Source organism: Mucilaginibacter kameinonensis (genome assembly GCF_003675385.1).
In the GTDB taxonomy this organism is placed as follows: Bacteria; Bacteroidota; Bacteroidia; order Sphingobacteriales; family Sphingobacteriaceae; genus Mucilaginibacter; species Mucilaginibacter kameinonensis.
Window position 1 is genome coordinate 1,167,049 of the sequence record NZ_RCWZ01000001.1, and the last position, 16,071, is coordinate 1,183,119.

Here is a 16,071-nt window from a genome sequence, read left to right on the forward strand (position 1 = left end):
GTCATTCCTTAATTCACCCAAATTCGAGTTCAGACCAAAGCAGACAGGCAAAATCCTGTAAATCCTATAAATCATGGTTCAGACAAAGTTCCGCGTTAGGGATGGGAGCGGATACCGGCCCGTGAATAAGGCCTGCAGGCGTATGAGCGCACAGCCCGGGCCGCAGGCAACGCCCCCCAACAGCAGCTTGCTTAAATAAATTGTTAAAACATACGTGATTGCGAGGTACTAAGCAATCGCGAACTATACAGGGGAGATTGGCATGGTTGTCCGGTAAAGTTGGGGATTGCTTCGTGCCTCGCAATGACGGCTGGTGATGATTGCTTCATTTCCTTACAGCTAATGCAATAAATATATCCAACCAAAAAAGACCATCCGCTTACGCAAATGGTCTTTTTTATTTTTTGTCCCACACCTTTCAGTGGGCCGGTCGTCTATCAAACTTTGATCTCAACCTCAACACCGCTTGGCAATTCAAGCTTCATCAGGGCATCTACAGTTTTTGAGTTAGAGCTGTAAATGTCTAATAAGCGCTTGTATGAGCAAAGTTGGAATTGCTCACGTGCTTTTTTGTTTACGTGTGGTGAACGTAATACGGTGAAGATTTTCTTTTCGGTTGGTAACGGAAGTGGTCCGCTAACTACAGCGCCAGTTGGCTTTACTGTTTTTACGATTTTCTCGGCAGATTTGTCTACCAGGTTGTAATCGTAAGATTTCAATTTGATCCTGATTCTTTGGCTCATTGTTAATTTGAATTTTAACTACCCTAAGAGCTATTTATTAGGGATAGTTGATTTTTATTATTTATTGAATTACTGAATCAGCTATCGTAGCTAATCCAGTAATTCAAAATTGATTGTTAGTCGATAGCAACTTGTTTGCGGCCTTTTGATTTGGCAACAACTTCGTCTTGTACGTTACGAGGTGCTTCAGCGTAATGGTCAAACTCCATAGTTGAAGTTGCACGGCCTGAAGTGATAGTACGTAATTGAGTTACGTAACCAAACATTTCAGAAAGTGGTACCATTGCTTTGATTACCTGTGCACCGTTACGGGTGTCCATACCTTGCAGTTGGCCACGACGACGGTTCATGTCACCGATAACATCACCCATGTTTTCTTCAGGGGTTAAGATCTCGATTTTCATGATTGGCTCAAGCAATACCGGTTTACATTTAGGCAATGCCTCACGGTAAGCAGAACGACCGGCGATCTCGAATGATAACGCGTCCGAATCGACAGCGTGGAATGAACCATCAATCAAACGAACTTTTAAGCTTGTAAGTGGGTAACCTGCAAGTACACCATTGTCCATAGCGGCTTTGAAGCCTTTTTCAACAGATGGGATAAACTCACGTGGAATTGAACCACCAACAATTTCGTTAACAAATTGCAAGCCTTCTTTGTTGTCGTCGGCTGGAGAGATAACAACCTGGATATCCGCGAATTTACCACGACCACCAGTTTGTTTCTTGTAAGTTTCACGGTGTTGAATAGTACCTGTGATAGCCTCTTTGTAAGCTACCTGAGGAGCACCCTGGTTAACTTCCACTTTAAACTCGCGTTTTAAACGGTCCATCAAAATATCAAGGTGTAACTCACCCATACCAGAGATAACTGTTTGACCAGTGTCTTGATCTGTTTGTACGCGGAAAGTTGGATCCTCTTCGGCCAGTTTACCTAAAGCGATACCTAATTTATCAACGTCGGCCTGAGTTTTAGGCTCAATTGCCAAACCGATAACCGGCTCAGGGAATACCATTGACTCAAGAACCAACTGATGTTTCTCGTCGCAAAGGGTATCACCTGTTTTGATATCTTTAAAGCCTACTACCGCAGCAATATCACCTGCACCCACGTTAGGGATAGGGTTTTGCTTGTTAGCATGCATCTGGAATATACGGCTGATACGCTCTTTGCTTTCTGAACGCATATTGTACACGTATGAACCTGCATCAAGGTTACCAGAGTAAACACGGATGAAGCACAAACGACCTACGAATGGGTCGGTAGCAATTTTAAATGCTAATGCTGCAAATGGTTCTTTAACGTCTGGTTTAACCAAAATTTCGGCACCGGTGTCAGGGTTAGTACCAACAACACCTTTTGAATCAAGAGGTGAAGGCATTAACTCCATCACATAGTCAAGCATGGTTTGTACACCTTTGTTTTTGAAAGATGAACCGCAAGTCATCGGAACGATTTTGCCGGCCAAAGTAGCCTGACGTAAAGCGTCCAATACTTCGCGCTCAGTGATGGTTGTAGGATCTTCAAAGAATTTCTCCATTAAAGAGTCATCAAACTCAGCAACTGCTTCCAATAATTTCTCTCTCCACTCAGTAGCTTCGTCAAGCATATCGGCAGGGATAGGCACTTCAGTAAAGGTCATACCTTTATCATGCTCATTCCAAACAATACCACGGAAGTTGATCAAATCAACCACACCTTTAAACTGGTCTTCAGCACCGATAGGTAACTGCAATGGGATAGCAACGCTGCCTAACATTTCTTTAACTTGTTTTACCACGTTTAAGAAATCGGCACCAGAGCGGTCCATTTTGTTAACGAAACCAATACGCGGTACGTTGTAGTTGTTAGCCAAACGCCAGTTAGTTTCTGACTGAGGCTCAACACCGTCAACCGCGCTGAATAAGAACACCAGGCCGTCAAGTACACGCAATGAACGGTTTACCTCTACGGTAAAGTCCACGTGACCCGGGGTATCAATGATGTTCATGTGATAGTTATGGTTACGGTATTTCCAGTTTACGGTTGTTGCAGCCGAAGTGATGGTGATACCACGCTCCTGCTCCTGGGCCATCCAGTCCATAGTAGCGGCACCTTCGTGTACCTCACCAATTTTGTGGCTTACACCAGCATAGTAAAGGATACGCTCGGTAGTGGTAGTTTTACCAGCATCAATGTGAGCGGCAATACCAATGTTTCTTGTATATTTTAGATCTCTTGACATTTTATTTGTTTTGTGATTTCACTTGACCCTTTAATGATTACACCGATTAAAAAGTGTAAACGTAAATAATCGGTGTAATCTTATTATTAAATCGGTGTAATCTAAATCTTTTAGAACCTGAAGTGTGAGAACGCTTTGTTAGCCTCAGCCATTTTGTGCGTATCTTCTTTCTTCTTAACAGCGGCACCTTCGCCTTTAGCTGCAGAGATGATTTCGCCGGCTAATTTCTCCATCATGGTTTTTTCACCACGACGACGAGCATAGCTGATCAGCCATTTCATACCCAAAGCTACTTTACGCTCAGGACGAACCTCTGTAGGTACCTGGAAGTTAGCACCACCTACACGGCGGCTTTTTACTTCAACAGCAGGCATTACGTTGTTCAAAGCTTTTTTCCAGGTTTCTAAACCGTTTTCGCTTGTTTTTTTCTCAACAATTTCAACGGCGTTGTAGAATATAGCGTATGCGGTAGATTTTTTACCATCATACATCATATTGTTTACAAACCTTGTTACCAAAGTATCATTGAACTTTGGATCAGGAAGGATAATTCTCTTTTTTGGTTTTGACTTTCTCATTGCTTTCTATCCTCCTTAATTATTTCTTTTTACCTTTTGTTGGCGCTGCTGCTACCTGACCTGGTTTAGGACGTTTGGTACCATATTTTGAACGACGTTGGTTACGGCCAGCTACACCTGATGTATCCAGTGCACCACGGATGATGTGGTAACGTACACCTGGTAAGTCTTTAACACGACCACCGCGGATCAAAACGATAGAGTGCTCCTGTAAGTTGTGACCTTCACCTGGGATGTAAGCGTTTACTTCTTTACCGTTGGTTAAGCGCACACGGGCAACTTTACGCATTGCTGAGTTTGGTTTTTTAGGGGTAGTGGTATACACACGTGTGCATACGCCTCTTCGCTGTGGACAGCTGTCCAACGCTGGTGACTTACTCTTGTCAACCAGAGCTACTCTACCTTTTCTAACTAATTGCTGAATAGTAGGCATTTCTTGCTTTTTTGTCTAATTATTTTATCCCGCATTTCGGGACTGCAAAAGTACGAACATTATTTTTGATTTTCAAGTAGTTGTGTGAAAGTTTTTTTGAGGGGAAGAAGTTGATGGCGTGATGGTTGTAATTCTTTCTAAACACGGATTTGTCTGAACCCGGATTTCTGGAATTAAAGAATTAACAGAAGCAATAATTTCAATAAATTCTTTAATTCGTTTAATTCGAGTTCAGACAAATCCGATAAATCCGCCAATCCGTTTAATCCCGGTTCAGATAACTTGGACAATGCCTTCGGCCCGGGCTGTACGTTCATACGCCTGCAGGCCTTACGCGCAATGGCCGGTATCCACTTCCATCCCTATTGCAGATATATGTGCATAGAAAAAGGGCCGGTCACCGATGTAACCAGGTTTAGGTAACAGCGGGCCGGCCCATAATACTTTATATATGGATTTAATCAGGAAGCTTATTCTTTTATTTTATTCCAGGTATCGCGGTTGAAAGCCAGTACTTTAACGGGGCTGCCACCGGCATCTTTGGTAAATTTTAATGAAAAGCAAAGCGGTGAGTTCAAAAACAACACTTCCGACAGTGGTTTAAAATTGATCTCTTTGCCATCCCAGGATTGCTTAAGTATCAAGCCATCTGCTGTCGCACTGATTTGAATAGAAAGGTCAGTCCTTACATCTGATTGGTATTTGCCTGCCAAAACTTTTATTTGTTCAGGTTTTAGTTGTACCTCCTTGGGTGGGGTATAACTTTTTAACTTTGTCCATGTTTGTTTGCCTGCCAGGATAACCTGATTTATTTCGCCGGTTTCGCCCTTTTTAAATACAACCGGAACTTTTTCATCCCCGTCGTCATCCAAAAACTCAAATTCAAGGTCAGATTTTCGGGTTAGCGTTATCTTTTGATCTCCGCCAAGCTGTTGGGCTATCAATTTATTACCATCGGCTACTAATTTATATACCCTGTATTCGTTATCTGTTTGCTGGTAAGTTCCCTCAAAGGCTTTGAGCTGGGTATCCGCAATAATTGCTGTTGGATGCTTTTGAGTTTTGGCGATAGTAGTGATGGCGCTTGCTACAAGTAATAAGGTAAATGTAAACCTGCACACACGGTTCATGGTAGTTTTAATGCTGGTCATTTTAATAGGTTTATGATGTATGATTCAAACTTACAAAAAATGATTTTGAAAATCCAAAATATTCAGAATTAAATTTTGTTAAATTTTATTTTTGTTGATTTTTGTTTTGAAAATACAACCAGATTTGACAAGGTGCGCAATAAAATTCGGCGCTGCCACAGTTGGAAAGCATAAAAAGAGCGCCGGTAAAACCCGACGCCCTCTTTCATCACTCACTAAACTACTTATAGAAAACTTAAATTAACAATCTTAATAACCGCGGTCGTGGTAATGGCCATGATCGCTACCATTCTGGTAGCCATTATTATAACCGTTGTTATATCCATTACGGTACCTATGGTGGTGACCATAATCTTCACGTACTACACAACCTGAGGTTACAGATACTACTGCTGATATTAATAGTGCCAAAGCAACAAATTTCCTTTTCATGGCGTAAATTCTTTAATCCATCATCTTTATTGAAGATGTACACATATATGACTAATAGAAATTGAAAAGGATTAAAATGGGGAATGGATTAATGTGACAAATAGGGATAAGCCAGCTCATCGGATATAAAGAGAACCATCCGGAAGATATAACAAGCGCTTATCAATTATTGGAAGATAAGAGCCGGGAATTGCTGATGCCACAGCCGGAAATAAAAATCCTCTCTTTCAATTAGTTTTTGATGTGTGCCTTCTTCAACCACTGAGCCCTTATCTAAAACTACAATCTTGTCTGATTTATAAATGGTACTTAGCCTATGGGCGATAATAATGATGGTTTTATGCTGGTTTATCAATGATTGTATAACATCCTGAATGTATTTTTCCGAAACAGAGTCGAGGGAGGAGGTAGCCTCATCGAAAATTAATATATCAGGATCACGATATAAAGCCCTTGCTATTGCGATCCGTTGTTTCTGACCTCCGGATAACGCTGTTCCGTTTTCTCCTACATAGGTTTGGAAGCCATTGGGCAGGCTTTCAATAAAGCTTAAAATGCCCAATGAGTCTGCAATTTTAATTACTTTAAACATGTCGGGGTCGTGATCTCCTACAGCTATGTTATCAATTAAATTGCCTGCAAAAAGTTCGATATTTTGCGGAACCACCGAGATGGTTTTACGCAACGAACTATTGCTCACATATTTGATATTGTTATTGCCGATATAAATATTTCCATCGGTTATCTTATACAGGCATTGAAGTAAAGAAGCAATTGTTGATTTGCCCGAGCCGCTTTCACCAACTATTGAAGTAAGTTTTCCGTTAGGTATAACTAAATTTAGTTTGTTAAAAACAGGGGTTCTATCTTCATATGCAAATGTTACATCCGTAAAAATGATATCGCCTAAGTTTTCGGCGTTAAGGTTGATGTCTTTATGCTGTTCCTGCTCCAGATCAAAAATTTCAAACAACCTGTCGGCGGCTATTACAGCATCTTGTATGGATTTATTCATTCCTATTAAAGATGAAACCGGGCCGATAAAATAGCCGATCAGGGTATAAAAAGATAACAACTCGCCAGGCGTTATCAAATTATCCAAAACGTAATAGGCCCCTACCCATAACAGAATAATTGATAATAAACGGGAAACTGTTTCGACCGAACTGCTAAAATATATTGAAGCGATATTTGAATTAAATACACTATCTAATAGTTTGACGAAGTTCGTCTCCATTTTCTCATTGGAGAAATCCTCCAGTCCAAAACGTTTTATTGTTCCTATCGAGTTGAGGCTCTCTACCAGATTGGCCTCAAGCTCGGCCGAGTTTTCCATCAATTTTCTTTGGATACGTTTATTTACCTTGTTTGCTATTATGTACATCGATAAATAAACTGGAACGGAGATAAGCAGAATTAAAGCAAGTTTCCAATAGTAGGTGAACATCATTGCAAACGAGAATATTACAATGAAAACATTAACGGCGAGATTTATACTTACATCGTTTAAAAGGGTCCTGATTTTAACGGCATCGTTTACCCTCGAGATGATTTCGCCAACACGCATGCTATCAAAAAAACGCTGGGGTAACCTTAACAGATGTTTGTAGTATCCTAAAATTAGCTGAGCATCAATCATTAGTCCCACCTTAACAGAAAATACACTCTTGATTACGCCAACAAAAAATTGGGCCACCAGGAGCAGGACCATCGTAACGCTCATAATATTCAAAAGGTTACGATTGTTATCGATCAATACATAATCAATAATTTTCTGTACAAAAATTGAAGAGGAAAGACCTAAAAGGGTATAAATTATCGCTCCTGTTAATACCTGAATGAGTATAGAACGATGTGGATAGATTAAAGTGAAAAAGCGTTTATTAACCGAAACGGTTTTATCACCAATTTCAAATGTATCGCCCGGTAATAATAAAATTAATGCGCCCGACCAAACTTCCTTAAATTCATTGTGCGTTTTTTTATGGAACAGTCCATCGGCGGGATCCATAATTTCGATGAATTTATTGGTGATTTTATGGATAACAACAAAATGATGGAGGCGCCCATCTACAATGATATGAGCAATTGAAGGCTGGGGAACTTTAAAAAGACTTTCGAATGTTGCCCTTACGCCTTTGGCCTCGAAGTTTAATTTTTTTGCTGCTTCTATTATTCCTGAGATACTGGTACCCTGTTTATTGGTACCGGCCCATTGACGAATTTTGGCAATGGGAAGGTTTAATTTATAATGGGCCGAAACGGATGCTAAGCACGCGGCGCCACAATCTGTAATATCCCTTTGTTTTACCTTGATATTCATGTGAGGGGTAAATAGCGTTTAATTATTGACGCGTAAATTAGGATTGATCCAGTCATCTACTTTATCATAAAGCAGTTCGTAAATACTTCTTTCAGTAACAGTGAAGTGCGCAACAATGCCCATCCCCTTTTTTATATTGCCCTGATAGCCGTTTTTAAGTTTAAGAAAGTTTTTATCCATCACGCACTTAACCTTAAAAAATGGTTGGTTGGTGTTTGACGAAATCATAATATCATCCGAAATATCTGTCACATGGCCAGAAATTACACCCCATTGGTTATAGTTAAAAGCGTCGACCTGGAACTGCGCTTTTTGCCCTTTATGAATGAGCCCGATATCTTTAGGCTTGATATAGCAAAAGGCAATTAATTTATCGTTTGGTGATATTTCTGCAATTTTTTGATTCGCAAAAACAAACCCCCCAGGTTTAAGGCCCCCCAGGTTTTGCAGTGACCCATTTATGGGGGCTTTTATAATATACTGTTTCTGATTTTCACTAACAGAGTTCATTTCTCCGCTAACCTGTCGCAAATCATTGTAATATTGTGTGAGGTCGCCTTGCCATTGGGCCTCGTACTTTTTTTTGATCAATTTTAATGAAGCCTGGGCCTGATCAAAATCAAATTTATATTTTTCGAATTCGGCTATCGTGATCACATTTTTACGAAACAATATTTCATAGCGCTTATAAACTGTTTCGGCCTGATTTTTATCAATCTGGGCCTTGTTTAGCTCTTGCTGATATTGTTGCCAGCCCGCTAAATACTGGCCGGTAGTTAATTTTATTAAACTATCTGCTTTACTATCTTTTTTTATGCAAAAGATTATTTTTTTTAAATCACTTATAAAAGCCTGCAGGCTTTTAGTTTTTTCGGTTATCAGTGTGCTTTCGCGATTGGCTAAAGCAGCATCTATTACCAATAGCGTTTGCCCGATTTTAACAGTTGCGTTATCTGCCATTTTTACTTCAAGTAAGCGGCCGCCTACCGGGGCAAAAAGTTCTGTTCTTTCATTTACCGACTGAATTACGCCTTCGCTTTTAACGCTGATTTTTATAAAAACAAAAGGCAGGCTTACTATGCCGGTTAACAGGCACAATAATGTAGTGGAATAAATTAACTTGCTTTTAGTGCTTATCTTAAACTTGTAAACAAGGGCGTTTTGATGAATAGTTTCTTCACTATAACTCGCTAAATTATCTGGCCGCATTTGGATTAGGTATATATATTAACTAATTAAATAGGTAATGACGGAGTAGACGTTTTGGATGAAACGAGTCTGGTTAATTGCTCAAAACTGTTGAAAGAGCTATTACAGGTATAGTCGTCAGTTTTTTCTTATATAGGTAATAAAAAAAGGCAATAGTTAAAATCTGAAACAAGATACAAATTACCGAGCCCTCAAAACCAAAAGAAGCGCCTGTCCATAGATTGTTTATTTGGTGCTTTTGAATAACTACCGACTGGAAGTTTGTCCCGCTGACTGAAAATCCGAAAAGGCTTTGAAAAAAATTCCATCCAAAATGAAAAGCTATGGAGCACCATAGATTTCCGGTAAAAATGAAAGGTAATCCTAATATGATGCCCGCCAAAAACAAATTAACTATCGAAATAGCAGTGATATGAGGGTTTAGTATATGCATCAGGCTGAATATCACCGACGAGATGATTAATGCCGTCCATTTGTTGTAGTGACGCATCAGTTTTCTTAAAATGTATCCCCTTACCAAAGCCTCTTCTGTTATAGCTATACATATAAATATACCTATGCTTAGAAGTAAATTGGCCACGTTGAAATTGATGGCCGAAACTTCAATTTGCCTGCAAAGTAATAATATAGAAAATCCGGCTAGCATTATGGCAAGGCTTGTCAGGATTCCAAATAATATCTCTTTTCTTACGCCTGATTTTAAACGTATTGCCGGTAGACGTTCTTTATTAACGTATTTCATAAATATCCAAATAGTAAGCAGGGTTCCCGTTAATTCAAATATTTTCAGAAAAAGCCCGGCCATGGAAATCGACTGGGTAGCAGATTTATCAAGATCGATACCCGTCAACAAACTGCCGGCATACGTAAACGAGCCAACGATGAAAATATAACCTATTGAAAAAAAAATTGCTTTCTGGCAAATTCTTAAAGCTTCTTTCATATATATAATTAGGGAAATATTGTCAGAAAAAAGCTTCTGACAATATTTCTTACAAAAAACGACGATTAATGAACGTTTTCCATCCCCTGGTTTATACCTGCAGGGTGATCAAGTCCATACTGAACGCTTCTAACCAATGCGGCAGCAGCGCCTCCAACAACAGCGCCAACAGCTTTGCTCAGGTATTCTACTCCTGAGTACCAGCTACCACCAATGGTTTGATCGCATTCATCTATTGTTAATTCAACTAATGAAGCATCGTTTAGGTTAAAATTTTCAAGTTTCATGATTTTCAATTTAATAGATTATTTTGTTAGGTCCATAACATAATTGTAGCCTTCTACTACGCCGTTTTTAAAGCCTACTGCAGCAGCACCTATGGTTTTTACTGTTACGGTTACCGCTTTTTCAAGAAAAGTTGCAAGGTTACCACCTAGAATTTCCCGTTGTTCGATGTCATTTAGTTCGATGACATCGAAATTCTGCAAAAGCATTTTTTCCATTTTATCAGATTTAGATTTAATATTTACCTACTCTATAAGGTTTTCGGTTTCTCCTCGGCTGGCCATGCTTAATTCAAAAATAATATTTAACTTTTTTTTAATGCCAACTTAAACTTGGCATTTTTATATATATTATTTATTATATTACAGTGTTTTTAAACACCTAAGCCTTGAAATTAAATATTGGAATACAGCTCCGTAAGCTCCGGAATAAACATAACTATTCACAGCAGGCAGTGGCCGCTTATCTGGAAATTAGCAGAAACGCATATATAAGTTGGGAAAGTAATAAGGCAGATCTTACTATTTCAAAATTGGAATTGATATGCGACTTATATAATATCGATTTGTTGACTCTTTTGTCGCATCAGATTTAATAAGAAGCACCAGTGGTATAGATAAATATATCTGACAAGTATAATATAGTTGCCTTATTGATATGATAACTATATTAGATAATGGATTAAATATTAAGTATCAAACCAATCCCATACTCTCCCTATACTCCTGCTGAAGAATTAGCAGGCAGTTAGCACATAAGCATCCCTCATACAGCTCACTCACATACTGCACCTCGTTAATGGTGAGCTGCACCGTACTGCATTGACACTTGGTGAATGAATTGGCTTTACATTCAAAAGGTGTTTCGCAACGTTCGCAACGGATGATCTCGTGTTTGGGCATTTCTTTGTTTGAGTTCATGGCCTATGGTTCATAGATCATGAGTAGGGCAAAAATAGATAATGGTACCGGCAATTATAAAATGTAAGTGTCATAAATAAAGTGCACCTATAACTATGATCCATGAACTAAACGAAAAAAACCCATAAACCGTAGTCTATGGGCTTCAAAATTATCTTACGGACTTTCCGACCTCGGACTTCCGACTAAAAACTTACGCAGAGCAAGTCACGCAGCCTTCTTCCATTGAGCAGGTTGGGCCTGCAGGAATTTCGTCGGCAACGGCGTCAACAACGGCTGGGATAACCGGATCCATGTTTTTACCACCCTGGTTTTCAACGGTAAATTTAACCGCTTGCGAAGCTGCCTGTGTACGCAGGTAGTACATACCTGTTTTCAAACCTTTTTTCCATGCATAGAAGTGCATTGAAGTTAGCTTAGAAGCGTTTGGCGAGTTGATGAACAAGTTCAGAGATTGCGACTGGCAAATGTACGCGCCCCTGTCGGCAGCCATATCAATGATGCTACGCATTTTGATTTCCCAAACAGTTTTGTACAATGCTTTGATATCAGCAGGGATCTCAGGAATTTCCTGGATTGAACCGTTAGCGCTGATGATCTTGTCTTTCATGCTGGTGCTCCACAAGCCAAGGTTAACCAGGTCACGTAATAAGTATTTGTTCACTACGATGAACTCACCGCTTAATACACGACGGGTGTAAATGTTTGAGGTATATGGCTCAAAGCATTCGTTGTTGCCTAATATCTGTGATGTTGACGCTGTTGGCATAGGCGCAACTAACAATGAGTTACGTACGCCATGGTTCATTACATCTAAACGCAGGTTTTCCCAATCCCAACGACCGCTTTCCGGTTTTACACCCCATAGGTCAAACTGGAATTTACCTTGTGACAGTGGTGAGCCTTTGAACGTTTCGTAAGCGCCATCTTTTATAGCCATATCTTTTGAAGCTGTCATTGCTGCAAAGTAGATGGTTTCAAAAATCTCAATGTTCAGTTTTTTAGCTTCGTCGCTTTCAAACGGCATACGTAGCTGGATGAAAGTATCGGCCAAACCTTGTACACCTAAGCCGATAGGACGGTGACGTAAGTTTGAATACTCGGCTTCTTTAACAGGGTAGTAGTTACCATCAATGATCCTGTTAAGGTTTACGGTAGCCTGGTAAGTTACTTCGTATAGTTTATCATGGTCAAAAGCACCGTTGTTGATGTAACGTGGCAACGCTAATGAAGCCAGGTTACAAACCGCTACTTCGTTTGCATCGGTATACTCGATGATCTCGGTGCAAAGGTTTGAGCTTTTAATGGTACCTAAGTTTTGCTGGTTTGATTTACCGTTGGCAGCATCTTTATATAATAAGTATGGTGTACCGGTTTCAACCTGAGCGTCAAGTACTGCAAACCATAGCTCTTGTGCTTTTACAGTGCGGCGCTGACGGCCTTCTTTTTCGTATTTGGTGTAAAGCTCTTCAAATTCTTTACCCCAGCAATCGGCTAAGCCTGGTGCTTCGTGCGGGCAAAATAAGCTCCAATCTTCATTAGCTTCAACGCGTTGCATGAACAGGTCAGATACCCAAAGGGCATAGAACAAGTCGCGGGCACGCATTTCTTCTTTACCGTGGTTTTTACGCAGGTCAAGGAATTCGAAGATATCGGCATGCCATGGCTCTAAGTAAACAGCGAAAGCGCCTTTACGTTTACCACCACCCTGATCTACATAACGTGCAGTATCATTAAATACACGCAGCATTGGGATAATACCATTGCTGGTACCGTTAGTGCCGCTGATGTATGAACCCGTAGCCCTTACATTGTGGATGCTTAAACCGATACCACCCGCGCTTTGCGAAATTTTAGCGGTTTGTTTCAAAGTATCATAAATACCTTCAATGCTGTCATCTTTCATGGTTAACAGGAAGCATGACGACATTTGTGGTTTTGGTGTACCAGCATTGAACAGGGTTGGTGTAGCATGTGTAAACCAACGCTCGCTCATTAAATGGTATGTTTTAATAGCGCTTTCAATATCGTGCTTGTGGATGCCTACCGATACACGCATAAACAAATGTTGAGGACGCTCAGCAATTTTACCGTCTATTTTTAACAGGTACGATTTTTCAAGGGTTTTAAAGCCGAAGTAATCGAAACCAAAGTCGCGGTCATAAATGATGGTGCTATCAAGTAACTCAGCGTTTTCCTGGATCACTTCCCAAACATCATCAGCAATAAGTGAGGCATCTTTACCGGTTTTCTTGTCAACGTATTCATGCAGGAGGCGCATGGTTTCAGAAAACGATTTGATGGTGTTTTTGTGCAGGTTTGATACCGCTATACGCGAAGCCAGCAAAGCATAATCAGGATGCTTGGTGGTTAATGAAGCGGCGGTTTCGGCAGCCAGGTTATCCAGCTCGGAGGTGGTTACGCCATCAAATAAACCTTCAATTACCTTTTTAGCCACATCAATAGGGTCAACTAACTGAAACCCATAGCACAGTTTTTCAATACGTGCTGTGATCTTGTCAAATTTTACGGACTCTCTTCTACCGTCTCTTTTTATTACGAACATTTTCCCCCTCCTTTTGCCCCGTTAAAAGCGAAGCTTTTTTAGTTAATATTATTGTGATTTGATTATTTTCTTGAACCTGAACCTTGATTTTCCTGATTTGAGGATTGCCTGATATTGGAGTAAAGCCTAACCTCTAATCTCCAAACCTAAAAATCATCATCAAGTGAAAAGCTTTTGCTTTCGGCCGATGCGTTCAGTACACCACTTTTTTGATAGTCGCCTACGCGTTTTTCAAAGAAGTTGGTTTTTCCCTGCAACGAGATCATTTCCATGAAATCGAATGGGTTGGTCGCGTTATAATATTTATCGTAACCCAGTTCGCTCAGCCATCTGTCGGCCACAAATTCAATGTATTGGCTCATCAGTTTGGCGTTCATGCCTATCAGGTTAACCGGCAACGCGTCGGTTACAAATTCTTTTTCTATCTCAACCGCATCGGTAATGATCTTGGTAACCTGCTCTTGCGGAAGTTTGTTTTCAAGCATGCTATATAATAAACAGGCAAATTCGCAGTGTGAGCCTTCATCGCGCGAGATCAACTCATTGCTGAAAGTAAGGCCTGGCATTAAGCCACGTTTTTTAAGCCAGAATATAGAGCAAAAGCTACCTGAAAAGAAAATGCCTTCAACAGCCGCAAATGCAACCAAGCGCTCGGCAAAGTTGCCGTTGTTGATCCATTTTAATGCCCACTCGGCTTTTTTGCCTACACATGGTACAGTTTCAATGGCATGGAAAAGACGATCTTTTTCGGCCGGATCTTTCACGTAGGTGTCTATCAGCAGGGCGTAAGTTTCAGAGTGAATGTTCTCCATCATGATCTGGAAACCGTAAAAGCAACGAGCCTCAGGCAATTGCACTTCACTCATGAAGTTTACCGCCAGGTTTTCGTTCACGATACCGTCACTTGCTGCAAAAAATGCAAGGATGTGTGAAATGAAATGTTTTTCGCCCGAATTAAGATTTTCCCAGTGTTTAAGGTCGTCCGAAAGATCGATCTCTTCGGCTGTCCAGAAGCTGGCTTCCGCTTTTTTGTACATCTCCCAGATTTTGGGATACTTGATGGGAAGGATAACAAACCGGTCCTTGTTTTCCCGTAGTAATAATTCGTTTTCCAAACTCATAAACGTTTACCTTTTTTATATTTTCCTTCAGTTGAGGTATTCAGACACGAAAGCGGGCCTTACTTTTTGATAAAGCCTTACATTGTTGATGCCATCGGATTGCTCCTTAGCAATTATGTTCTGTAACTTTCTGACAGCCAATTGTTTAATTAGGGATTGACGAGTGCGTCGGGCTGCCGGCTGAATGCCTTTTTTATTACTTGTTGAGCAAAGTTAATGTTTGAGTTGTGTACTTGTGAATGATAGTTTTTCACAAATAGCCGAGTTATCAACACTTATGTGTATGGGAGTTATTAACACTAAAAATTAATGAACTTGAAAAGAGGGGGTTAAAATCACAGCTATAAATTAATGCCTTCGAAACTTGCAGATTACGATAATTTAACATTGTAAATTACTTGACGTTTTACCGACAATTATTGCCAATTGTGAAATGCTTTTGCTGTGTGAAAGTATCAAAATTAAAATTGTAAAATAAATTACACATCCTGTGAAAATGTGGAAAACAAATACGCCCGTAAGTCATCAACTTACGGGCGTATTCCTCAAAGTTTTACGATTTATTTTACGTCCTCAAGCGGAACAAATTTCATCGATACCGAGTTCACGCAGTGGCGTGTGTTTTTAGCTGTCATGTACTCCCCTTCAAACACGTGGCCCAGGTGGGCACCACAATTCGCGCATAAGATTTCAACCCTCCGGCCATCCGCATCTGTCTCACGGCGAACAGCTCCTGGAATTTCATCATCAAAGCTTGGCCAGCCGCAAAACGATTCAAATTTATCTTCCGAACGGTACAGCGGCGAGTCGCAACGTTTGCAAACGTATAAGCCCTGTGCCTTGTTGTTAAGCAACGAACCTGTGAACGGACGTTCGGTGCCTTTGTATAATATTACCCTTTCTTCTTCGGGCGTTAATTGATTGTACTCCATATATTTTGATTACTCCGATTGGTTTTAATTTCACCGGTTGATGAGCTCAATCCGATGTTTTAATCTATATAAAGATACGACAATTTGGAGCGATATAATGTTTTACGAGTTGATGTTTACACTGGTTTGACGGGGATTTAAATGTGCAGATGTGCAAATTTCAGGTGTGCGGATGAGGGAAGGTAATTATCGCTGTCGCAGGTTTAA

At 40.2% G+C, this 16,071-nt stretch carries 16 protein-coding genes; 1 reads left to right on the plus strand and 15 read right to left on the minus strand.

The window, feature by feature from the left end; all coding sequences use genetic code 11:
- Window positions 1–437: 437 nt before the first annotated feature.
- The 11 genes from rpsJ to EAH55_RS05275 all read right to left on the minus strand — a co-directional run bounded on the left by rpsJ (window position 438) and on the right by EAH55_RS05275 (window position 10,543).
- Complete coding sequence (rpsJ, locus tag EAH55_RS05225) at window positions 438–743, minus strand: 30S ribosomal protein S10 (RefSeq protein WP_022830652.1); 306 nt, start codon at window positions 741–743, stop codon at window positions 438–440.
- A 116-nt stretch (window positions 744–859) separates the two neighbouring features.
- A complete protein-coding gene (gene fusA / locus EAH55_RS05230) occupies window positions 860–2,971 on the minus strand; it encodes an elongation factor G (RefSeq protein WP_091212900.1) in 2,112 nt (703 codons plus the stop codon).
- A 110-nt stretch (window positions 2,972–3,081) separates the two neighbouring features.
- A complete protein-coding gene (rpsG, locus tag EAH55_RS05235; protein ID WP_110585619.1) occupies window positions 3,082–3,549 on the minus strand; it encodes a 30S ribosomal protein S7 in 468 nt (155 codons plus the stop codon).
- 19 nt (window positions 3,550–3,568) lie between these two features.
- Window positions 3,569–3,982, minus strand: a complete 414-nt coding sequence (rpsL, locus tag EAH55_RS05240; RefSeq protein ID WP_073405808.1) for a 30S ribosomal protein S12 — start codon at window positions 3,980–3,982, stop codon at window positions 3,569–3,571.
- A 470-nt stretch (window positions 3,983–4,452) separates the two neighbouring features.
- Entirely contained in the window at window positions 4,453–5,133 is a 681-nt protein-coding gene (locus EAH55_RS05245) for a hypothetical protein (protein WP_121808738.1), read from the minus strand.
- 249 nt (window positions 5,134–5,382) lie between these two features.
- The gene (locus EAH55_RS05250; protein ID WP_112574741.1) at window positions 5,383–5,565 is read right to left on the minus strand and encodes a hypothetical protein; all 183 of its coding nucleotides are present in this window, start codon (window positions 5,563–5,565) and stop codon (window positions 5,383–5,385) included.
- A gap of 166 nt (window positions 5,566–5,731) precedes the next feature.
- Complete coding sequence (locus tag EAH55_RS05255; protein ID WP_121808739.1) at window positions 5,732–7,888, minus strand: peptidase domain-containing ABC transporter; 2,157 nt, start codon at window positions 7,886–7,888, stop codon at window positions 5,732–5,734.
- Between the two features lie 18 nt (window positions 7,889–7,906).
- A complete protein-coding gene (locus EAH55_RS05260) occupies window positions 7,907–9,097 on the minus strand; it encodes an HlyD family secretion protein (RefSeq protein ID WP_121808740.1) in 1,191 nt (396 codons plus the stop codon).
- 73 nt (window positions 9,098–9,170) lie between these two features.
- Entirely contained in the window at window positions 9,171–10,040 is an 870-nt protein-coding gene (locus tag EAH55_RS05265; RefSeq protein ID WP_121808741.1) for a CPBP family intramembrane glutamic endopeptidase, read from the minus strand.
- Window positions 10,041–10,105: 65 nt separating this feature from the next.
- Window positions 10,106–10,327 (minus strand): hypothetical protein, encoded by a 222-nt coding sequence (locus EAH55_RS05270; RefSeq protein ID WP_121808742.1) that lies wholly within the window; start codon window positions 10,325–10,327, stop codon window positions 10,106–10,108.
- A gap of 18 nt (window positions 10,328–10,345) precedes the next feature.
- Window positions 10,346–10,543, minus strand: coding sequence for a hypothetical protein (locus EAH55_RS05275; RefSeq protein ID WP_121808743.1), 198 nt, complete (start codon window positions 10,541–10,543; stop codon window positions 10,346–10,348).
- Between the two features lie 170 nt (window positions 10,544–10,713).
- On the opposite strand from EAH55_RS05275, the gene EAH55_RS31485 reads away from it, so the two are divergent.
- Window positions 10,714–10,920 carry a helix-turn-helix transcriptional regulator gene (locus tag EAH55_RS31485; protein WP_121808744.1) on the plus strand — a complete coding sequence of 69 codons (207 nt, stop codon included), beginning with the start codon at window positions 10,714–10,716 and terminating at the stop codon, window positions 10,918–10,920.
- 100 nt (window positions 10,921–11,020) lie between these two features.
- On the opposite strand, the gene EAH55_RS05285 is transcribed toward EAH55_RS31485, so the two are convergent.
- From EAH55_RS05285 to EAH55_RS05300, 4 genes are all read right to left on the minus strand, one after another.
- Window positions 11,021–11,245, minus strand: coding sequence for a cysteine-rich CWC family protein (locus EAH55_RS05285; protein ID WP_244228093.1), 225 nt, complete (start codon window positions 11,243–11,245; stop codon window positions 11,021–11,023).
- A gap of 193 nt (window positions 11,246–11,438) precedes the next feature.
- The gene (locus EAH55_RS05290) at window positions 11,439–13,811 is read right to left on the minus strand and encodes a ribonucleoside-diphosphate reductase subunit alpha (RefSeq protein WP_112574739.1); all 2,373 of its coding nucleotides are present in this window, start codon (window positions 13,809–13,811) and stop codon (window positions 11,439–11,441) included.
- Between the two features lie 146 nt (window positions 13,812–13,957).
- Window positions 13,958–14,932, minus strand: coding sequence for a ribonucleoside-diphosphate reductase small subunit (locus EAH55_RS05295; protein WP_091212919.1), 975 nt, complete (start codon window positions 14,930–14,932; stop codon window positions 13,958–13,960).
- A gap of 560 nt (window positions 14,933–15,492) precedes the next feature.
- A complete protein-coding gene (locus EAH55_RS05300) occupies window positions 15,493–15,864 on the minus strand; it encodes a methionine-R-sulfoxide reductase (protein WP_121808745.1) in 372 nt (123 codons plus the stop codon).
- Between the last annotated feature and the right edge of the window lie 207 nt (window positions 15,865–16,071).